The following is a 22198-nucleotide window of genomic DNA, read 5'->3' as shown; positions in this document are numbered from 1 at the left end:
AAAAAGGTAGATTTCCTCAGAATAAACTGAGAAAAACTACCTCTATTGGCCCGAAGGGACTTTTTCAGTGCCCTCTCTTTTAGTGTCTCTTTTTTTTGCCCTAATTACATCATGGCCTCAACGAGAATGCCTTTATTTTGATTAGCGTACTCCCATGTGAATTAAAAATATCTTATGAAGAACAAATAGCAATCGTAATTCCCAATCAGCTAAGTATATATTTAGATTCCTCTCATATATTTTAAGATAATGATTTGGACAAGGGGAATTTTTTTATGAGAAAGTTTGTTAAATTGCTTTTTTCAAGTTTTTGCATTGGAGTAGGTCTTAACTTATTTATTATCCCCATTCATCTAATAAATGGCGGGATATTTGGCATAAGTTTATTAATCAAATATGTTTGGGGAATCCAGGTTGGACATACTATGATCATGATCAACATTCCCATATACCTTCTATCTCTTCTATACGATAAGACTTATTTCTTTAATGCCATCCTTGGGTTAGCGTTTACTTCAACCATTATTGATTGGCTAACACCACTAAACGGTTTGGTTCATCTACCGATCATAACGAGTGCCATTATCGGTGGAATGACGATTGGGATTGGTGTTGGTTTTATGCTGAGACAACATATTAGCCCTGGTGGAGTGGATTTGCTAGCACTATTAATCTCAAAAAGCACAGCAACTAATCCAGGAATTGTTATTTTTATTATTGATTCATTAATAGTAATTGCGGGAATTATTATATTGAAAGACTTAAAGTTAATGTATTCCATCATCACGATTTCCTGTATCGGGTTATGCGTCATTTTAATCAATTCTTTTAAGTCAATAAACTTTTTTATAAGATAAAGCCCTACCTAAAATTGCTGCAACAGGGTCAATTACAGTGTTCGCAATTTTACACTATTCATATCTGCAACACTTCAGAAAGGCAAAGCTATTCAACCTTAAAATTACCTCAATAAGGCAGTGCTAAAGTAGGCACTGCCTTTTACAATAATGTAACTCCAAAATTACCTTTAAGCGGTGGACTTTTGGACTTTCCCTTATGAAATTAAAAATCTGTGAGTAAAGTATTCTATTACACCAAGTAATATTCCTACAATAATTGCTCCTATGAAAGTGATTGAAGCATTCCATAATAGATTGAAAGAAAATGCCCAATCAAAACGGTAGCTACAAAATCCGCAACACCCATCCATAAAGTTCCACTTTTTAATATGAAATATTCCATACCAACCCCGACAATCGCTAGTACAAGACCAATAATAATTGGTTGCCAAAGAGATGAATAATTTATACCGGCACAAAAAAACCCGAAATTGGGCAAACCATAATCAAGTATATCCCCCCTTTCGATATACATTTTGCCCGGAATGTAATGAAATTTCCGCTCCATAAAAAACACGCTGTAGTTATACATTACATAATGGAGATTCTTTCAGCCTTTCCTTTTTAAACTTCTTGATTTTTTTGATTCACGCTCTAGGTAAGCTGCTCTTACAGCTTAAGAAAAATTAGGGTTACTGTTTTATGCAACCCTCACTAGACTGAAGAAATTTGCGACACTCCTGCCGAATAACTGGCAAGCTGAGACCCAGGAGTAGCTTGCAGCGGGAAGGCTTGGCAGACAGTCGCACCGTTTACTCGTGATTTCACGTCGTTTACTCGTGAGTTTGGCTGTTTTACTCGTGAATTTGAGCTATTTACTCGTGAGTTTGGCATATTTACTCGTGATTTCGTGCTGCACCCATGATTTCGCACGTTTACTCGTGATTTCGCACTGTTTACTCGTGATTTTGGCTGTTTTATTCGTGAGTTTTGGCTATTTACTCGTGAGTTCGGCATGTTTACTCGTGAGTTTGAGCTATTTACTCGTGAGTTCGGCATATTTACTCGTGATTTCGTGCTGTACCTATGATTTCGCACGTTTACTCGTGAGTTTGGCTGTTTTACTCGTGAATTTGAGCTATTTACTCGTGAGTTTGGCATGTTTACTCGTGAGTTTGAGCTATTTACTCGTGAGTTTGAGCTATTTACTCGTGATTTCGTGCTGCACCCATGATTTCGCACGTTTACTCGTGATTTCACGTCGTTTACTCGTGAGTTTGGCTGTTTTACTCGTGAATTTGAGCTATTTACTCGTGAGTTTGGCATATTTACTCGTGATTTCGTGCTGTACCTATGATTTCGCACGTTTACTCGTGATTTCGCGCCGTTTACTCGTGAGTTTGGCTGTTTTACTCGTGAATTCAGCATATTTACTCGTGATTTCGTGCTGTACCTATGATTTCGCACGTTTACTCGTAATTTCGCGCCGTTTACTCGTGAGTTTTGGCTATTTACTCGTGAATTCAGCATATTTACTCGTGATTTCGTGCTGCACCCCATGATTTCGGCTGTTGACTCGTTGGAGCGGATTTCTGAAATCAACAGAATATTTCTCAAGAAAAAACTGTAGGCAAACAGGAGTTTTCTTCGAATCTGTCTACAGTCAAGCGATTCTTCAAGAATCGGGCCACGACTGTTAAAGTTCAATAATTTTTTATAGAATGCATTAAAAAAAGGAATGTGGAATATGATTAAAATGTCAATCTAAGGGAGGGAATGAGAATAAATGAAAAAAACAAAAATTATATATTGGATCTTTACAGGGCTTTTGGTGGCATTAATGGTTTTGGGTTCTATTCCGGATATAATGTCTGCTCCCGATGCAGTCGCTTTATTTAATGATTTAGGTTATCCTACCTACCTCCTACCCTTTATTGGCATTGCCAAATTATTAGGTGTCGTGGCAATACTTATTCCTGGCTTTCCAAGAATCAAGGAATGGGCTTATGCCGGTTTTGTATTTGATTTGACGGGTGCTATGTATTCAAGCATATCAGTGGGCGACCCCGCCAGTGGATGGCTGCTTTTCATTATCGGATATATTTTGATAGCCGGCTCTTATATTTACCATCATAAAATAATAAAATCCGTTACATCGAGTACTTTGAGCACTAAGAATAGCTAAACAATATAGTGAAATATCCTTTCAACTTTGATTTCCTTTTTAAATAGAATTTGTGGAAATAATATTAATAGAGCCCCAATAGGATTTCCTTATTGGGGCTCTAGATGATTAACTTACTGTTTTTGAAGTCAAATACGCGACAAGTATATAACGTTCAGGTGCTGACCCGATATAATCAAAAGGATAACAGGTACTGACGGTAAGCGTTGCTCGTGGCTTTGGTACGATTACGGTACGATCATCCTCATCTACAATTCGAACTTTGTTGATTTTGTATGTGAATTCTCCTGCCGATGTTCTTACAATCAACAAATCTCCTTCACCTACTTGCCCCAGTTTACGGAATACCGTATCTCTATGACCGGAAAGAACGGAATTGTCATTTTCACCTGGCAGCACACTTTCAGCAAAGTGACCAACGCCTTTCTCCAATTCATCCTCGTTTGTTCCATGGAAAATGGGGAGTTTTGCATTTAGTTTGGGTATATATAGTTCCCCGATTTCTTCACCCGTTTTAGGGCGGACAGGATATAGCTCTTTCTTTGTTGTTTCATTTCTTGGTGGTTTCTGTACAGTTTCTTTTACTTGGCTACTTGGAGCATGAGTCTTGTAAAGAAAGTAGCCTTTTGCAAACTTATACATATTGGATGTGGTAAACCAAACCCCAAATAAAATGATAGCAATTGTACAAGAAAGCAGAAGTAACCGCTTTTTCTTAAATTGTTTCATATTAAGCTTTCCTTATTTTTCGATACATCAAGCTCCCGAACAAGACAATGAATAGTCCTAAAAGGGCATTAGGGATATAATCGGAAGCGGTCTTTGGAAGTTTAGCTCCTTTTACCGTATGATGTTCCGATTTCTTAATAGTGCTGATTTTTTGTTTTACTGGTTTAGCAACTGGTGCCTTTTCAATGGTCCTTGTCACTTCTTTAGCAGAATCCTTTAATTGTTGGCCCGCATTAGTAAGAGTGTTAGAATCGACCATTTCACTCGTAATCAAAAGATCAGCCAAGAACTTCCCGTCAGTAGTGTATATGGCTATTTTCAAGTTAGCACCCTTCAATTCTTCCAATTTCATTAAATCCAAAAGGGATACAGGTGATTCCGAGCCGCTTTTCACAAGGGAAAAGGATACTTTTAGCTTAAAGATGGAAAGTAGTTCTTCATAGATAGATGCCATTTCAGCTATCTGTCCAGCAGTAAGCTCGGTTGCTACATCAAAATCCTCGAAAGCCATCATGCGGTTGCCCAATTCTTCAAGTCGCTTGACTGTTTCCGGATCTGAAAGATGATCTTCCAAAGTTATTAAATGGTCTTCAAGTCGCTGTAGTTCCTCTTCCGTTAGACCGAGATCCCCCTCGAAAATAGGCAGAAGATCATCGGCAACTTCTCCTTCCAAATCCCCGCCAGTAATGGTCCAAACAGTTTCTTCAAGATTATCTATGTATATATAATCGTTAAAATCTTTACCATTTTCCTTTAACAATTGAAGCAGTGGTTGTTTATCCAGTCCATAATTCTCATTAAAATAATCTAAGTTGCTTAGGTCTGCCTTTATGACGTCACCTAAGAATTCGCTAAGCTCTTCGACAGATTCAAAGTCTTCAGTACTTAAATCATAGGTGTCTAATGATACTTCGATATCGTCCTTTGTTACTGCGAAGCCTCTTTCCTTGCTGACCTTGGTTAAATATTTGACTAAATCTTGGTCAAAATTTGGATCCTGTTCAAAGTCTCCCTCTTCTGTATAGAAATAAACAGCTTCATCCAGGTCCCAGATAAAGATATAATCGTCGAGTTCTTCGCCATTTTCGTGTAATAGTTTAATTAGGCCTTCATTAGTTAGGTTATAATCCTCATAAATGGTATCTAAATTACTTAAATCTGCTTTAATAACTTCGCCTAATGTTTCTTTAAGATCATCAATAGATTGAAAGTCTTTAATACTCTCATCATATGTAGAAAGAGAACTTTCAATATCATCCTTCGTTACTTCAAATCCCCTTACATTGCTTACCGTTTTTAAATACTTTGTAAGTTCCTGCTCAAAATTATTGCTTGGAGCTGCCGATGCTAATTGTGGGAACAAGCTAATTAACATCGTAATTGAAAGTAAAATGGTCAACAGTTTTTTCATACTTTTCTCCTATTCATAACATTTCTATATTTCTAGAAAATTATAAAGTATTAACCATAACTTAACAACGAGGTTATTTCTTCCAACTAGAAAAAATGATATTTTACTTACTTTGCTAAGAAAACCTCTTTTTGGGGAGGTTGATGCTAAAAAATAGCACCTCCAAGTGTAAGGTTTCACCTAACACTTGGAGGTGCAGTTCAGTAACAAACGAGAATTACGAAGAGATTTTAACTCGTATGCTTACTGCCATAAAAGACTAACTGTTTTCCTTCCTGTTCTTCCATTTTGAATCCACGCCAACCTTTTGCGAGTATTTCTTGCTGGGCTGCAATATCATTCATCTCAATGAACTGGATTTCCTGCCAATGAGATGCGTCCACTACCGACAATTCCTTGACAAATACATAACGCATTTGCCCCCCGTATTTCTCCTTTAATGCTGCAATCTCCATTCCCTGGGTAAACTTATCCTTCAAACTTGGGATGTTAAAAGGCGCAACCGTACAGCATACATATCGGTAAGTTGACTCGTGATTGTTCAGCTCCTTCATGATTAATGTTGCAAGTGTCTGTTGCAGTTTATTTCCCCTGTATGCAGGGAGTACGTTTGAAATTTCCTGATAGATAACATTCGATAGCTCGTTTTCTGTCAATCCGATATCTCTACCTAGATGATCCTCATCAATAGGAGGAGCTAGCAACGCCCGGAACGCAATTAATTCTTTACAAACGAATGCTCCAATCATCAGTCCATTTCCTTCTAGAATATATTGAAACTCTTCCTTGGTAAGCGGTTGAAGCACACCATTATCGTTCAAATGTTGAATGATCTGTTCCTGGACTTGCAATATATCGATTAAATCCTCCAACACTAATTTTCTGACCTCAAACCGCTTGTGATTTTCCCATTCCTTTTTGATGGTTCCTTCATAAATCAATTCCAAAGTGGCTCCCCCTTTTATCGGATAACATCCTGAAAAACAGTTAATTCAACTAGCGTTTCTTCATTTATCTGCACACCTAATCCTGGATTTTCAGTCAATCTTATATATGGCACATCATAGAATAGATTTCCAACATCCCTTGAGAATTTCAATGGACCGGTGAGTTCTACGCTTGTGATCACTTTCTTGGAAAAAGCTACATGGAATCCTGCTGCAGATCCAATAGAAGATTCAACCATCGAGCCTATCTGGCATTCTAACCCAGCAAGCTCCGCTTGGTGGGCAAGCTTTACCGCAGGATATATGCCACCGCATTTCATCAGTTTAATATTTACTTTATCGGCTGCTCGTTTCTGGATAATTTCACGCATTTCCCGGGTGCCCTTTAACCCCTCATCAATCATCAACGGGATCGTAGACTTCGATTTTATTTCAACCATTCCATCGATGTCATCTGCAGCTACCGGTTGTTCAAGCCAATCAAGCTCGCATTCACGCAATTGATCAATCGCTATAAGAGTTACCGCACTGTTCTGCCACCCTTGATTAACATCTGCTCGTATAGCGATATTCTCACCCACACGGGCGCGCACAGCTTGAATACGTGCCACATCCTCACTGACATTGGTGCCAACCTTCATTTTAAATGACTGATAGCCCTTATCGGCCATAGCAGCCGCTTCTTCTGCCATTTTTTCGGGAGAGGCTATACTTAAGACATGGGTAATCGGAAACTCATCATGATAACGCCCCCCTATTAACTGGTAGACTGGCTGCCCCAGTTTCTTACCCATGATATCAAAGCAAGCAATATCGATAGCCGCCTTAGCTGTAGGGGCTCCATAAATCGTTTTGTCCATCAAATCATGTAGACTTTCAATTTCAAATGGATTCTTGCCTAACAGTATGGGTCCCAGCGTATTTTTCAACACCTGGTAGGTCCCTTCCAATGTCTCACCTGTCACATGTTCGTCTGCCACACCTTCCCCGTACCCAACAATCCCTTCATCCGTCTCTATTTTTACAAGAATCGATGGCATAAATTTGTAGGTATGGTAACTAACCACAAATGGCTCTTTAAGAGGCAGATGGATCGCATATAGGTGGATCGCTGTAATTTTCATTTCTAAACTCCCTTTCGATTCACAATATTGTCCGAATTTGATATAGTTGTCGTTAATACATCGTTATTTAGGAATACATTAGCTCATTCACCTGGAGGTTAACAATGAATACAAGAATTGCTGTCATTGGTTCCACTGAATTTATCGAAAGAATTGAATCCATAACATCGGAAATTGCTGAAATTGACTTTGACGCCTATATATATCAGAAACCTACTGAGGCCGGTCTGCTTATAAAAACTCTAAAGCCGTGTGATGCTGTGTTGTTTTCAGGGGCGTTGCCGTACTATTTTTCAAAAAAATATCATGAGCATCTTCCGGTTCCTTCTTTTTATTTAGCACAAGATGAGATGTCGGTCGCTTCTTCCTTACTATCCGTGCTATATCATAAAAAAATCTCTCCTCACCGAATTTCCATCGATGTTAGCCAAGCCTCCATTGTCACGAACGTATTAGCTGACCTCGAAATCGAGATGGATACAAGCTACATTATGGATTACCAGGAAATGCTTAAGGACTCATTTGACATTTCACTGATCACTTGTTATCATCAAAAACTTTGGAAAGATGGTTTCATTGATCTTGCACTAACAAGCGTACATTCTGTATTTGATCAACTGCAGCTTATTGGTGTACCTGCCATGCGCATGGTTGATCCTCAAAGTTCCATCTTTAAAGCACTGCAGGATATTAAAGCCCATACAGACCTAATTAAAAGCAGGTCTTCACAAATTGCCGTTTGCTATGTCATATCGGAAGAAGCGAACGCTCATGAACTGGTAGATGGGTTGGCACATGAAATTCAGGCCTCCGTCCAGTTACTTGAAGAATGCCATTTCATACTGTACAGCACCCGTGGTGATATCGAATCATTGATGAACAGAAACGGGCTGAATCATTTTTTTGCCCAATTACAGAAAAAGGGCACGATTGGTTTCGGATATGGTTCAACTATTATGGATGCAGATCGACATGCAAAGATTGCCCTCGGTTTTGCTGAAAAACATAGTGATGACAAATGCGGATACATTTTCACAGAAGACAAAGATTTGCTTGGCCCGTTTCCACAGCATGCTAAACAGCAACGCTTGAAAAACGATCATCCCGAACTTCTTCAGGTGGCCAAACAGACAAAATTGAGCCCTGCAAACATATCCAAAATCATCCAGTTCAGTCATTCCCGCAAATCCGTCCAATTCACAGCTGCTGAACTAGAGGATTATTTACAGGTGACCCGTCGTACCACAGAAAGAATTCTAAAAAAACTATCCGATCATGGTCATGTGACCATCGTTGGAGAAGAAATGACCTATTCAAAAGGGCGTCCCCGAGCTGTTTATGAACTTAATTTGCCAGTATACTAAATCCAAAGAAAAGAAAGGTTCTCGTTGAGGGAACCCTCTTTTCGAAGGGCTCCTGCTTTGGAGCATGTCCCATTAAAAGTTCGGCAAGTTATATTGGAAGAGTTGCTTCCTCTTCTTTCTTGATACTTTGAATTTCAGCTTCTGTCAATTTCGTAATTGTAAAGCCAGTCATCGCATAAATGATAGAAATAACCGGGATGATAAAATTCAGAATCGCATATGGTGCATAATCGAATGCATGCACACCAAGTGTAGCTAAAATAAATACTCCGCAAGTATTCCAAGGAACAAATACCGAAGTCAATGTTCCGCCATCCTCAAGTGCGCGGGATAGGTTCTTCGAGTGTAATCCTTTATCACGATAAGCTTTTACATACATACGTGAAGGAATCACGATGGAAATATATTGTTCTGAGCATGTAATATTCGTCGCAAAGCATGATAAGACCGTTGATGCTACGATACTTCTTGATGTCTTTGCAAATTTTAATATTTGCTTTACGATTGCTTGAAGCATGCCTGTATTTTCAAGGATTCCACCAAATGTCATCGCAACAATGGTCATTGACACGGTGTACATCATTGAATCCAATCCGCCGCCGTTAAACAGCTTGTCGACCATTTTATTGCCCGTATCAATCACGAAGCCGCTTTGCAAAGCTGCTATTGCATTAGCCACGTTGCCACCTTGTATGAAAATTTGTGATAAGAAACCGAGCAAAACCCCTATTATCAATGCTGGAATGGCTGGAACCTTTTTAGCAACAAGAATAATGACGATTAACGGAATGATCAATAGGAACGGGGAAATGACAAAGCTATCCTGTAAAACACGGATCGTTTGTTCAATATTCGCAGCATCCATATCTCCTTTCCCAAAATCCCTCCCAAGAATGGCGTACACGACCAAGGCAATGATAAAGCCCGGAATCGTGGTGTAGAGCATATGGCGAATATGCACGAATAAATCTGTTCCTGTCAGCCCGGATGCAAGATTCGTCGTGTCTGAAAGCGGTGACATTTTATCACCAAAATATGAGCCTGAAATAATGGCCCCAGCAATCATTGGCGCAGGTATCCCCATACTTAGTCCAATCCCCATCCCAGCAACACCGATAGTCCCCATAGTTGACCACGAACTACCGATAGCCAATGATACCACTGCACAAATAACCGAGATGCTTACAAGAAAAAACGAAGGTGTGAGGATTTTGAGACCATAATATATCATGGTGGCAACAATTCCTCCGCCCATCCAAGCCCCAATCACCATTCCTACCAGAATAATGATGACGACTGCTGGCAGAGCGAGACGTATCCCCTTGTACATAGACTCTTCAATTTCACTCCACTTATATCCAGAACACAAAGCAACAATAGCTGCAACTGATGTTCCTAAAATAAGTGGAATATGTGGACCCTGTTCCAGCCAGACAACCGTAATTGCCATCATTACAATCATGACGATGAGCGGTATTATTGCAACACCGAATGACATTTCTTTTTTCATAAAGCATCCCCTTTGTTTTTAAGGTTAATTGAATGACTCTAGTATTTTGATAACTATTTAAAAACAAATAACATGTCGTTAAATAGCCGTTAATAGAATTATCATAATATTTCCATGGATATTCGTCAATTATTTTTTTTGAAAATTGAGTCTCTTTAGAGAATCGTTTGAACATCCCCTATCGTTACCAAACAAAACCCTGCAGTAACAACAGCAGTTTAAGAATTGATCTTCTAAGTCTTCGGAAAATTTACTTTCTCAAGATAAGGACTTACAATACGAAGCCTACAATCATATTCTTGCATCTACCAAAGAAGAGCTGGACTGGGCTTATGAAGTATGGGAACAATTGAAGTTGGATTTAACACATTCTGGTAGCCACCGAGGATCGAGGGCTGTCCAGTTTCTTTCTGGTTTGGCAAAAAGTGACCCTGAGAAAAGAATGCTAGGGGATTTCCCATTGGTTTTTGGAAGTGACAAAAGATAAAAAATTCGTCACAGCAAGACATAGCCTACAATCTATATGGAAAATAAGTCTAGCTGGCACTGAGCAAAAAGAGATGGTAATAAAAAGTCTTGTTGATCGGTTTATAAATTGTGTTCATGAAAAAAACTACACCTTAATTCATTTTTGATATTATTCAAGGACTTAGGAATTTGTTTAATGAAATAAAAGATGAGGAAATAAAGCAAATCGCATTGGATTTTGTTGAAAAAGAAGAGGATACAAAATATCAAAGGAAGTATGCAACTGAATGGAGAAATACGTAGACAATCTACGGATTTGTTGAATAGTCTGTCATGCTACGAGTCCATACAACCGTATTTGTTAATAGGATTGTCCAAGTGTTAACCTTCCTTCTATGAAGTTATTGACCTAATTTTTACTATTATTATCAACGTGATTGAAATCTCCGTGTTAATCATTATTTATAAAAAGAGAAGTAGAGAAGATTTTGGTTTTTTCTTACCCTTTTTTAGCTTAACGATTCCACTATTTTTACGTAGCAACGTATGGTCAATACCTTTATTTTTCATTGCTTATACATATATTGAAATTTTCGCTCCCTATCATTTTCTATGGATGAAAATAATCTGATCGATATTATAATGTTTGCAATAGTCAAAATCGTTATTAGCATAATGAATGCTCATTACTTTAAAAAGATATACATTGAAAAAGCGGCTTTTAGATGCTTTTTAATTTGACTTCACAATTTTACTCCCTTTCTATCAGCTCCATCCACACACCTTAAAGGTATCACGATTCATTCCCATCAACTCCTTAACATCTTTAATACTAATTCTTCTTACATTTAGTTAAACGAGAAGCTAAAATAAAAAAATTTGCCTCTTATCAGGTTCTTAGTACTAATCTCTTTTTCTCCTAATAAACTTAATAAAATAACTATTTTAGGAGGGGCGCAATGTTTAATAAATCCACGAATAAAAAACCGAATGGTGATAATCCACTTATTTGTAAAATTAATGACGTCACTTATCAAAAGTACCATCTATATAAGAAATCATATGAGCGGGAAGTATTGGTCATAAAAGATTACGGTGAAGATAGCGGTGTTACCAATAAAAGTATTGCTTTATTCGAAGCAGTTAAAGATCAATTTGACCGTTTTAAAATTGCAAAAATTGTTAAAGAAATTAATAAAGACAATATTTTGGTCGATAGCGATCTCATCCTTATAGACAAAAAAGGAAATGAGTTACACCTATCTGGTTGTAGTTGCGGGTATGCTGGAACTGGTTCACAGGGGACAGTTAAAATTTTGAATAAAGCTGGATTCGAGATAGATAGAAGGTTTGTGTTTTGTTCAAAAGGATTCACTCTTTTTCATCCAAATGAAGAAAAAGAACTTTATGGCGAACGTTTATAAGTTCCAATGAATCTAGAATAAATATTGGATCCACTTTAAATGTCATATAGAGATAAGATTCTCTACACAATTGTTGTCAAATTGTGTTCAGCCTGCTATTTCCCTTTTATTATGCCTTAAAGCCTTGGTACTGATAAACTCAGCGATACCAAGGCTTTAAGGCTATTAGAACAATACATGTATTACATTTATTCACCATAAACCAACAGCTTCTAGTTGAAGTAAGATGCCTTCAAGACAGCTCTGATCATCTGCTAACACACCCGTTAGCTGAATAAAGTTTTTCTTTCATAAACATGAAAATCGTAGTAATAAGGATTTTTGTCGTTCATAACCCCTTTTCCAACAGATACCCCTAAAGATCCGGTACCTGGGACCGAAATTGCTGCAAATATACCCTCAGCGACTTGATTCAGCCGGAAATGCTTTGATCCCTTGAATGTTTCCATTCGATTTTTCATGAGTTACCTCTCCTCCTACCTAAAATTACCAAATGTCACTAGAAATGAACCAAATACATTTCTTTCCACTAGTTTATTTTCAAAAATAAAGTAAAGCAATTGTTAATGACAGAAGGTTTTATTTATTTTTTTGTTCTTCTTTTGCTTTTTCAAGGACATTTTGTATAAACGGTTCTTTTGCTTGAGTATATCCAGTTCTGTCTAAGTAATGCTCTACAGCTAAATCCTTTTTTAATTGATGATATTGTTTTAGTACATCAGAATGAGTTCTTAAATAATTTCTAAACAAAATATTATTATTCCAATATCTACTTTCAAACTTGTATATATGTAAATGGTGTGTTCCTGCTCTCCAATGTCCTCTTCTAAAAAACCTCCTTTCTGGAAATTCCTTATGAGCTACAAATTCATACCCTATTTGTTTTAAGGGTTCAATAAATTTGTCCACTTCTTCTAAATTATTAACGCCAACCATTATATCCAAAATGGGTTTTGCTCCTAATCCAATAACCGATGTACTCCCAATATGTTCAATGCAAATATTGTTCTTTTTTAAGACCCCCATTATCTTCTTTTTTTCCTGCTCGTATTCCTTCGACCAATTTGGATTATAATTTTCGATTACAACTGGTTTTTCCATATTCCACATCCATATCATTTAATAGGAATTATTATATCTTGTTCTTGTACTTTACTGCCCCTTTAGTTCTATGAGAAAAGAGCTGTCACAGCACCCCCCCTACCTAATTTCAGCATATACCGTGTAACTCCTAGCTTTTACTATGTCATTTACACTCTTTCCGTGTGTTTCACGTTCATTATTAGCAAAATAGCTCGAGGGATAAATTACGGTATAATTCCTGGGTAATGAGTTGTAGTTGTTAATGAAGCCCATAAAAAAACGCCTTCCTTTCGTATTGATGCTACAAAAAGAATAGCGTTTTTCTTGTTTTGAGGATAGGATTTTTCCTTGGCTTGATGGACGCGTGGCGGGCTCCCGTCTAATATTACTAATACCATTAGATTCTTTTTGAGGAACGCCGAAAATCCCTTGGGATAACGGCTGTTTGACATTTTTATACTCAAAACACGGCCTTTCAATGAAAAGCCGCTTTACAATCTGATTGAACAAACAATTTTACTGCTGGCTTAAGCTAAAATATGACCGCCTTCCACATGAAGAACGGTTCCAGTCACGAAACTATTTTGGAGCAAGTATAGTACACTTTGTCCAACGTCTTCAGCTCTTCCTATTCGTTTCACAGGAAGTTTGTTTCCCACCGTAGCATAGAAGTTATTGCGAGTTTCTTCTGGCATTTTGCTGCGGGAAGGTGTATCAATGATACCGGGCGAAACGATATTCACTCGGATCGGAGCAAGTTCTAATGCCAAGGTCTGACCTAGATTCGAAACGGCCGCATTGACTGCACCTAGAATTGATGAACCGACCATCGATTTGTAGGCAACAACCCCAGAGAATAAAATGATCGATCCGTGTGGTAAAATTTTAGGAGCACCGTATTTAGCCGCGTAGTATTGGCCCCAAAATTTGTTTTCAAACAATTGTCGAGCTTTGGCTGTATCTGTTTGGAGGAATGACCCTCCGGATGTTTCTGCCGCGCTCACCACAAGATGGTCGAACTGGCCGACTTTTTCAAAGAAGTACTGAACTTGCTGTTCTTGTGTTGTATCTAGTATTAAAGCCGTAGCTCTATCTCCTAGTTTCTCTTTTGCATTCTGTAATTTATCTTCGGAACGGCTGGCAATAATCACTTCTGCTCCTTGGGCTATTACTTGTTTAGTTGATTCAAAACCAATCCCCGAGCTTCCGCCTATAATCACAACTTTTTTACCTTTTAACATGTTTATACCTCCTCATGATCTTACTTAATAGATTAAAAATTCAATACTTCTTACAGATGTATATCAAGTTCGGATACAAATTTTTCAACCTTCGAATTTTTTTATTACATCATAGCAAGTGAAACCATTCCGAGGAATTTCTGTACTCGATGTAAATGAGACCCGGCACATGATCTATTACCCAACCTCCTTCGGCATTAGCTAGATTAAAAGTGCTGTGCGACCTTTTTGCTTTCGACAACCTTAATGATTAAAGCGAGAATAGCTGTTAGTTGCGAAGGACGCGGATTTCATGACGAATAATCCTAAATAACCTCTCCCTGGATGCGTGGAACGAGGCTGGCAATCCTGATGAGAAATACGATGTCTAGATCCGAGGCAGGGCATTGGAACTTGATAACTGTGAGGTACTGCTGCCAGTAGATTCCCTGCAACAAAGATTAGCACGAAACAGAACAGCAACGATTTACCTGACAAACGTCCGGTAAATGCGATGATAATTTGACCTCCGATTATGACACCTAGAGCAGAGCCAATTACCAATAACCCTTTTTCGCTTAAGTAACAATCAAATCATTTGCTACATCCGGAAGAATACCCATGATGACGAACTCTGTGCTACCGATAGCAAAAGCACTGATTAAGAGTGCAATGAGCCGTTGATTTCTCGCCTGAGCACTGCCTCAATATTGTGATAGAATAATATGCACATCGATATTATATATATAGTAAGTTCATTTACGGAAGTAGTGATATTTATTTCATAAAGTTTCTGAAAGTATACTATTGTGATAGAATAAGGTAAAATAGTCCAAAAAAAATTTTAGGGAGGATGTGTCAGATGAGTGTTACTGAGCCGGTCGTACTGACCAAAGGAACATCAGGTGAGCCTTGCCCCATTGCTAGAACAATTGACGTGATCAGTACTAAATGGACTTTTTTAATTATTCGGGATCTGCTTATCGAAGGAACGATGCGATTCCGTGATTTATTAAAATCATTGGATGGAATTAGTCCGAAAACACTTTCATTACGCCTTAAAGAGTTGGAATATCATGGGATAGTGGAAAGAAAAGTATTTCCAGAGGTCCCTCCTCGTGTGGAATATACGTTAACAGAAAAAGGGGAACGATTGGAAAGTATCTTCATTGAATTAAAGAGATTTGGATTAAATTTATAAAAGATTAAATATAGATCATTCTTTAATTTTGGGTGCTTCAATTATGGACGATATCAGACATGATTTGATTTATGGAAAATAAATGAATCGGCTATGGTTAGTTTTTACTAGCAGACGAGTTTAAATGTCTATCCCACGTATCAAAGGAACTCGGAGAAAAAAGTGTGGATGGTTATTCTAAATACAAGGATAAGGCTCAAGATGAAATAGTATACCAGTTCCTTTTCATTATAAAATTAAAAAAAGCCTTGATAACAGAGAAACCCAGTAATACCAAGGCTTTAAAAGTATTAATACATTGACACAAATTTTTGCGTTCCCATGGATGAACCAGTGTACAACATACTTCTTAGCATAATCAGACATCAATAAACTTTACAAAATGCCTGTTTAATACATTCGTGAAAATAGACTCTGCACTATTAGGAATAAATGATTTATGGTGATTTAGCGGGCGAAATTTATTGCTGACAAATAAATCCTTATCACCACATCTCTAACTTACTGCCTTTAGAGTGGATGATTTATTTGAGAAGGAAGAAAATTTTAGAATTATTCTATTATTCATAATCTGAAAGGATAAGGGACACTTTTTTTTGTGTCCCTTATCCGGGGTATAGTTCAATAAGAAAAGCACCTTATTAAAGAATCGCACCCGATTGCGGAAGATTAACAATAATATTAAAGGCTTAAGAGCCTGCTTACGCTTAGCTGCCAGGCAGAAAATTGTTCGGGTTTTGTATTGTTTTAAAGACTGGTTGAAATTCGTCTCTAAAATATCGCATATCAATAATCTTTCAGTTCAATCCCGTTGGCAGCTTTCGCTATCATTTTCGAAATCATTTTAAACGATACGATCATAAGGATGGGTACGCGAAACATTAAATTGCGTAGAAAGATTTTGAAGGTTGAGCTTTCAATCATACTCCCGGCAGCCATTAGTCCTATTTTTTGATTTTTCTCAACAAACTTTCTCATTTGTTGTTCGTAGGCAACAAAGGCACGGGTGAAATCGCAATCTGCAGCTTTGAGTTCACCAGCTAAAACAAAAGCTCCGACAAGCGCCAGGCTAGACCCTTGACCCGATAGGGGTGATGGGCCATACGCCGCATCGCCTAACAATGTAATCCGACCTTTTGACCATGTCGGCATGTGAATCTGGCAAATCTCGTCAAAATAAAAGTCTGTCGCATCTTTCATAGTTTTGAGTAGATTCGAGGTTTCCCAACCCGTGTGGCCTACGAAGGCATTTTCTACAAGTTTCTTTTGAGATTCTGTATCATAGCGGTCGTATTTCAATGCCTCTGATTGGAACAAGAACATACCCCTTGCTTCGGTATTGTTACGGGCGCTATACATACCTACAGTTTTGCCTGGTATCGTATAAAACAGCTGGCGGTGGTCGAGGTTGAGGTAATTCTCAAGGGTGAAAATTGAGATATAACAGCCAAGCGTGCGTTTAAACTGTGCTTCGTCCCCAAAAGTCAAGGTGCGTACATTAGAATGGAGACCGTCCGCTCCGATTACCAAATCGAAAGTCTGCGGCTTGCAATAAATAAATTGAACTTCTGCACCAGCTTCAGTCTCATGTATTGCGGTAATCGAATCGCCCCAAATGTATTCGACCGTATCCTTAGTTAAATCGTACAAAATGTGACAAAGATCGTCACGCATGATTTCGATGTCCAGACCCTGGTGGTTTCCCATACTCGCCTCGCTTATTTGACCTTCGATCTTCCCTTTGCTATTCACGAAGTAAACACCAGTCATGTTCGTGTCGGCTGCACGAACTTGATCGAGTATACCCATTCCCTCAAGCACCGTAATGGCTGCACCACGGATATCAACCCCGTAACCACCCGTGCGCAATGCTGGTGCACGTTCTATTACAGTCACGTCGAATCCGTGGCGGTGAAGCCAGTAAGCAAGTGCCGGACCGGCAATGCTCGCACCAGAAATAAGAACGCGCATCGTTTGTTTCATAATTGCTTATTCACTCCTCTCCTAATTAAAGTCTTAACATATCCACAGTATATTCACGGCCTATTTAACTTATTTACCACAGTAAAGTATTAGAACTTTAATTATTCAAAAAAATGGTCCAATTGTTGAATAAAGATCAAACAGCAATCTTCAACTAAACTGCCCCGATAGTCGCATAAAGAAAAGCTGCCTTAAAGACAGCTCCGATCATAGGGTATAGCACCTGTTAGTTGAATTAATCGAGTAACCTTCTATTGATAGATACGTACACAATTGTTAATAAAACCAACATAGCAATTATAAGAGTCAACTATGCTATTATATTTTTTCATTAAATCCAACTAACAACCAGGATTGTCTTTTCACAGCTACTACGTATGACACAAGTAAAAAAGTATAACCTTAGTCCGTAATCCACTTTTATACCTTCCAAAATGACAACTTTATTTCTTGTTTTTTTCCTCCTTTTTATCCTTTAAAGAGTAAGCAGTATGTATTACAATATATCAATAGTTATAAAATGGCATTTTAGTTAATAATTACTGATTACTATTAGGGGGCTAAGTAATGGGAATTTCCTGTAATTCACACCGATTATCATTTGAATCGCAATCATAGTAATATTCTGCTTGTCGTTAAAATTTTAAAGAACCTTATTGCATATTTAATAAGGCCACCCAAAAAGGAGAAACTTTAAATTTATATTGAAATGAAGTTAATTTTATCAGTCAGAATACGATACAATCTTATGTATTTAGGTTTGTGAGTAATTTTTTGAAAATTCTTTTTTTCGAAAAAGTAAAATTTAATTCTTTCATGGAGGTTTTAATTTGGCTAATAAAGTACCATTTTCATTTATTGTAGTTATTGGTTTAATGTTATTTGCTCTATTTTTTGGGGCAGGAAATTTAATTTTTCCACCAATGCTTGGGCAATCAGCAGGAATGAATATCTGGTCAGCAAATGCAGGGTTTTTAATAACAGGAGTTGGCTTACCGTTACTTGGTGTGTTAGCACTTGGTTTTTCGGGGAAAGATGATTTACAGTCGTTAGCAAGTCGTGTACATCCTGTATTTGGTATTGTATTCACAACCATTCTTTATTTAGCCATTGGTCCTTTATTTGCTTTGCCTAGATCAGGCAACGTTTCTTTTGAAATCGGTGTAAAACCTTTTTTGTCCGAAAATTCAGGCCCAGTTCCTTTACTTATTTTTACAATCATCTTTTTTAGCATTACGTGCCTTTTTTCGATCAATCCCGCGAAAGTTGTCGGAATTGTCGGGAAAATATTAACACCAATCAAGATAACGTTCATTGGAATCCTAGTAGTAGTTGCTTTTAATCATCCAATCGGAGATTTTCAAGCACCTATTAAAAATTATTCAGTTCAACCATTTTTTAATGGGTTTAGAGAAGGTTATTTAACAATGGATACGCTTGCATCTTTTGTTTTTGGCATCATCATCATTAATGCCATTAAAGAAAAAGGTGCTAGAACAAAAAAACAAATTATGGTTGTTTGTGCAAAAGCAACTGGAATTGCTGCCTTTTTCCTGGCAACCATGTATTCAGCTCTTGCTTATATGGGTGCTTCAAGTGTAGAAAAACTTGGGCACCTTGAAAATGGAGGCACTATCTTAGCAAAAGTCTCGGATTATTATTTTGGAGCTTATGGCGGGATATTATTAGGATTAATGATTACAGTAGCTTGTTTAACAACAAGCGTAGGACTTGTTACATCTTGTTCTTCCTTCTTCCATAAACTATTTCCAAAGGTACCTTACAAAACAATTGCCATTAGTTTATCTATTTTTAGTGCAATAGTTGCTAATATTGGGTTAACACAGTTAATTGCTGTTTCTATTCCTCTCTTAACAGCTATATATCCATTAGCCATTGTATTAATTTTCTTGACATTTTTTCATTCTTTATTTAAAGGGAAAGCTGAAGTGTATCAAGGAAGCTTACTTTTAACATTTATAATTAGTTTATTTGATGGATTAAATCGAGCTGGTATACACTTTTCATCCATTAATAATTTTTTCAATAAAATTCTTCCTATGTACGATGTGGGACTAGGATGGATTATCCCAGCAATTGTTGGAGGATTTATAGGGTTTAGCAGTAGCATACTACGAGGAAAATTTGGTCTTAATCCTCCAACTAGAATAGTTAAATAATACATATTAAAAAAAGGTCAACCAGTAATTTTTTTACTGGTTGACTTTATAATAGGCATAGCACCTGTTAGCTGCCTTGAAAAGGTGAACATGCCCTTAAAGAAAAAGCGCTGCCGAAGCAACTCCCTTATAAAGTAAAGTTCCTATTAGCATAAACCGGGCTCCATTTTCAATATAATGTGATTCAGCATGTAATAACCTTTTCTCCATAGTCCTCAATCTATTTAAAACCCTCTATACTTAATAAAATTAAAGAGCCTTACAAAAGGCTCTTTAATCACTGTTACATCTCTTATTTATCTTTCCTTACAAGTAGTGAACAGCACTCCACGTTCCAGAGTGTATGTGGCAACACATGGGGGGCTGGTGAGACCATAACAATAAATCCCCCAAACTCCTATTCTGGGGGAACATAAAACGCACTTCAATATCCTTCTAAAATCCGCTAAAAATATTGATTCCTGCGGGCGGATCCAATTATATACTTAGTAAATTCCCACCGAATCAAATCCGACAGCAGCTGCAGCCTCTTCCTTGCTGCCTTCACCATAAATATCAATTGCAGACTGAACAATAGCCTTACGAGCGTCACTAAAATCGGAATTTGGCGTTAAATAAACGCTTATTGAACGATAGTAGATTTGTCCTAACTTGTGCCTTCCAATTTCTTGACCAATCAAGTATGCAGCGTGGTTTGTAATCGAGGAGTTAACATGGACACCGCCGCCATCTACCGAAGTTGGCATGTGATAAAATTCATCCATATGAGCCGGATAGACTCCACTGCCATATGCAGCTCTTTCCGCATTACTTACTACAACACTGTTGGGATTACTTAAGCTGCGCAATCTCGTTACACCGTCAGCTTTAGCAGCTGGTGCCATAATATCCTCACCCATTTCCCAATCATCATCGTCAACAAGTGCACCAAAGACGTCAGCAAATGATTCGTTTAGTGCTCCAGATTGATTGCGGTAAACTAAATTTGCTGTATGAGTGATGACGCCATGAGTCATTTCGTGGGCAGCAACGTCAAGACCGGCTGATAGTGAAATAAAGTACTCACCGTCACCATCCCCATAGGTCATCCAACGCCCATTCCAGGATGCATTGTTGTAATTATTTCCATAGTGTACCTTAGAAATGATGGCCATTCCTTCACCATCAAGAGAATTTCGGCCATGCTCATTAAGGTAATAATCATATACCTTTTCCGAATTATAGTGTGCATCGACAAGAGCCCGATCATAGTCGCCGATAAATGCAGCAGAATTCCCCACATATAGAGTATCATTACTGGAACTATTATCATTTTTAGCATCATACGTAAGTATTCCATCAAGACCATTATGAGAGTAATCAGCTAACGCAAACTGAGTTCCAGATTTAGGTTCCTTCACTTGGGTAATATGTAATTCCCTGTGAGCACCATGTACCCCTTTTCCAGCACCTTTTTGTGTTTTCATTTCATCAGCATGCATTAAACCATTATACTTATCGATGATTTCTCCCGTGTTTGCATCCACAAAGACAAACCAGTTGCCAGGCTCATCCCCCATGAAGTTAACATTCACTTTATAAGCTGTATGATTCTTTCCTTCAAAAGGATAGACTACAAGCTCAGAAGTTGGCTCATACGTTAGCTCTTCAGGGGCATTGACAGATGAAAGTGCCTGCTTTAGTGCTGCATCACTGCTTAAGGAGGCAGTCGTGTCCACCGCATCATCGGCAATCGTCTGATTTACTCTTCCGTTGACGGATACGACTTCATTATTCTTATTAAAATGAACAATAACTTCGGATCCTTCTACGTTCACTCCATTTATTGATTGATTAAAGCGAACGTGGGTCATACCGAGTTTATCTTTTTGTGAATCTTTTACTTTTAGGTTTTTATCTGGATTTTTAATTCCGGTTTTACCTTCGTTCTTCTTTAAATAATTTAGTGCATTGGAAGTGTTGCTAGAAGAGAATTTCTCAGCAAATCGCTCCTTCACAAAAACAGGAACGTTTGCCTTCTCATTCCACTTAGAAGCTTGTACACTACTAGCCACCATCGAATCAACCGGCTTCGCAAATACATTACCGGCTGGGATAGAACCTACCAACAACGCTGACGATAGAACTGCAGGAACAATAAACTTTTTCTTCAATACGATACCCCCCATTTTTTTCCATCGACTTTATTATAGATTAATAAAAGTTAATTTACATGAATGTTTTGAATTATTTTAATTTTATAAAAACTATTAAAACCCAGATGCTATCTTATGTTAGGTACATTTTACTAATTGACATGGTGATGAAATTAAAAATACCTCTAAATTTATTGGATTTTCTATACTTTTTTTGTAGTTAATTTAAACTAATTATAAAAGGTTGAATCGTCTACACTTATCTGGACAGAAGTTTTAAGGGCAGATACACTTAACTCACTACAGATAAGGGAGCACTCAAAATGACCAAGCGAGAACGCCGTACGTTCACTTCCGAATTTAAACAACAGATCATTCAACTCTACCAAAATGGG

General features: G+C 37.8%; 17 protein-coding genes. 6 read left to right on the top strand and 11 right to left on the bottom strand.

The genetic code is table 11. The features are described 5' to 3' along the window. The first annotated feature begins 275 nt into the window (after positions 1-275). Positions 276-857 (top strand): YitT family protein, encoded by a 582-nt coding sequence (locus ACFX4X_RS22590; RefSeq protein WP_377386681.1) that lies wholly within the window; start codon positions 276-278, stop codon positions 855-857. A gap of 265 nt (positions 858-1122) precedes the next feature. Here ACFX4X_RS22590 and ACFX4X_RS22585 read toward each other — a convergent pair whose 3' ends face one another. Continuing rightward, a complete protein-coding gene (locus ACFX4X_RS22585; RefSeq protein WP_377386678.1) occupies positions 1123-1407 on the bottom strand; it encodes a hypothetical protein in 285 nt (94 codons plus the stop codon). A 1218-nt stretch (positions 1408-2625) separates the two neighbouring features. On the opposite strand from ACFX4X_RS22585, the gene ACFX4X_RS22580 reads away from it, so the two are divergent. Then, positions 2626-3024 carry a DoxX family protein gene (locus ACFX4X_RS22580; RefSeq protein WP_377386675.1) on the top strand — a complete coding sequence of 133 codons (399 nt, stop codon included), beginning with the start codon at positions 2626-2628 and terminating at the stop codon, positions 3022-3024. A 108-nt stretch (positions 3025-3132) separates the two neighbouring features. On the opposite strand, the gene ACFX4X_RS22575 is transcribed toward ACFX4X_RS22580, so the two are convergent. The 4 genes from ACFX4X_RS22575 to ACFX4X_RS22560 form a co-directional block, all read right to left on the bottom strand. Then, the gene (locus ACFX4X_RS22575) at positions 3133-3753 is read right to left on the bottom strand and encodes a class D sortase (protein ID WP_377386672.1); all 621 of its coding nucleotides are present in this window, start codon (positions 3751-3753) and stop codon (positions 3133-3135) included. A gap of 1 nt (position 3754) precedes the next feature. Next, the gene (locus ACFX4X_RS22570; RefSeq protein ID WP_377386669.1) at positions 3755-5164 is read right to left on the bottom strand and encodes a processed acidic surface protein; all 1410 of its coding nucleotides are present in this window, start codon (positions 5162-5164) and stop codon (positions 3755-3757) included. 230 nt (positions 5165-5394) lie between these two features. Continuing rightward, positions 5395-6111, bottom strand: a complete 717-nt coding sequence (locus ACFX4X_RS22565; RefSeq protein WP_377386666.1) for a GNAT family N-acetyltransferase — start codon at positions 6109-6111, stop codon at positions 5395-5397. Positions 6112-6125: 14 nt separating this feature from the next. Beyond that, entirely contained in the window at positions 6126-7235 is a 1110-nt protein-coding gene (locus ACFX4X_RS22560) for a mandelate racemase/muconate lactonizing enzyme family protein (protein ID WP_377386663.1), read from the bottom strand. Positions 7236-7339: 104 nt separating this feature from the next. On the opposite strand from ACFX4X_RS22560, the gene ACFX4X_RS22555 reads away from it, so the two are divergent. Beyond that, positions 7340-8599 carry a transcriptional regulator gene (locus tag ACFX4X_RS22555; protein ID WP_377386660.1) on the top strand — a complete coding sequence of 420 codons (1260 nt, stop codon included), beginning with the start codon at positions 7340-7342 and terminating at the stop codon, positions 8597-8599. Positions 8600-8687: 88 nt separating this feature from the next. Here ACFX4X_RS22555 and nhaC read toward each other — a convergent pair whose 3' ends face one another. Continuing rightward, positions 8688-10109 carry a Na+/H+ antiporter NhaC gene (gene nhaC / locus ACFX4X_RS22550; RefSeq protein ID WP_061462578.1) on the bottom strand — a complete coding sequence of 474 codons (1422 nt, stop codon included), beginning with the start codon at positions 10107-10109 and terminating at the stop codon, positions 8688-8690. A 1427-nt stretch (positions 10110-11536) separates the two neighbouring features. On the opposite strand from nhaC, the gene ACFX4X_RS22545 reads away from it, so the two are divergent. Continuing rightward, positions 11537-12001, top strand: a complete 465-nt coding sequence (locus ACFX4X_RS22545; protein WP_061462576.1) for a hypothetical protein — start codon at positions 11537-11539, stop codon at positions 11999-12001. 266 nt (positions 12002-12267) lie between these two features. Here ACFX4X_RS22545 and ACFX4X_RS22540 read toward each other — a convergent pair whose 3' ends face one another. The 3 genes from ACFX4X_RS22540 to ACFX4X_RS22530 all read right to left on the bottom strand — a co-directional run bounded on the left by ACFX4X_RS22540 (position 12268) and on the right by ACFX4X_RS22530 (position 14325). Further along, a complete protein-coding gene (locus ACFX4X_RS22540) occupies positions 12268-12462 on the bottom strand; it encodes a hypothetical protein (RefSeq protein WP_377386655.1) in 195 nt (64 codons plus the stop codon). Between the two features lie 118 nt (positions 12463-12580). Then, a complete protein-coding gene (locus ACFX4X_RS22535; protein WP_377386652.1) occupies positions 12581-13102 on the bottom strand; it encodes a GrpB family protein in 522 nt (173 codons plus the stop codon). Between the two features lie 509 nt (positions 13103-13611). Next, entirely contained in the window at positions 13612-14325 is a 714-nt protein-coding gene (locus tag ACFX4X_RS22530; protein WP_377386649.1) for an SDR family oxidoreductase, read from the bottom strand. Between the two features lie 841 nt (positions 14326-15166). Here ACFX4X_RS22530 and ACFX4X_RS22525 point away from each other — a divergent pair. After that, a complete protein-coding gene (locus tag ACFX4X_RS22525; RefSeq protein WP_284471153.1) occupies positions 15167-15505 on the top strand; it encodes a winged helix-turn-helix transcriptional regulator in 339 nt (112 codons plus the stop codon). A gap of 786 nt (positions 15506-16291) precedes the next feature. On the opposite strand, the gene ACFX4X_RS22520 is transcribed toward ACFX4X_RS22525, so the two are convergent. Continuing rightward, positions 16292-17488, bottom strand: a complete 1197-nt coding sequence (locus tag ACFX4X_RS22520) for an FAD-dependent monooxygenase (protein WP_377386645.1) — start codon at positions 17486-17488, stop codon at positions 16292-16294. 830 nt (positions 17489-18318) lie between these two features. Here ACFX4X_RS22520 and brnQ point away from each other — a divergent pair. Continuing rightward, positions 18319-19668: a branched-chain amino acid transport system II carrier protein gene (gene brnQ / locus ACFX4X_RS22515; protein ID WP_284471155.1), complete on the top strand. Its 1350-nt coding sequence runs from the start codon at positions 18319-18321 to the stop codon at positions 19666-19668. Positions 19669-20153: 485 nt separating this feature from the next. On the opposite strand, the gene ACFX4X_RS22510 is transcribed toward brnQ, so the two are convergent. Further along, the gene (locus tag ACFX4X_RS22510) at positions 20154-21836 is read right to left on the bottom strand and encodes a M4 family metallopeptidase (RefSeq protein WP_377386642.1); all 1683 of its coding nucleotides are present in this window, start codon (positions 21834-21836) and stop codon (positions 20154-20156) included. Between the last annotated feature and the right edge of the window lie 362 nt (positions 21837-22198).

The sequence above is a fragment of the Peribacillus sp. YIM B13481 genome (genome assembly GCF_042787985.1).
Lineage (GTDB): Bacteria > Bacillota > Bacilli > Bacillales > DSM-1321 > Peribacillus > Peribacillus simplex_A.
This window is presented reverse-complemented; position numbering and strand designations above follow the sequence as displayed.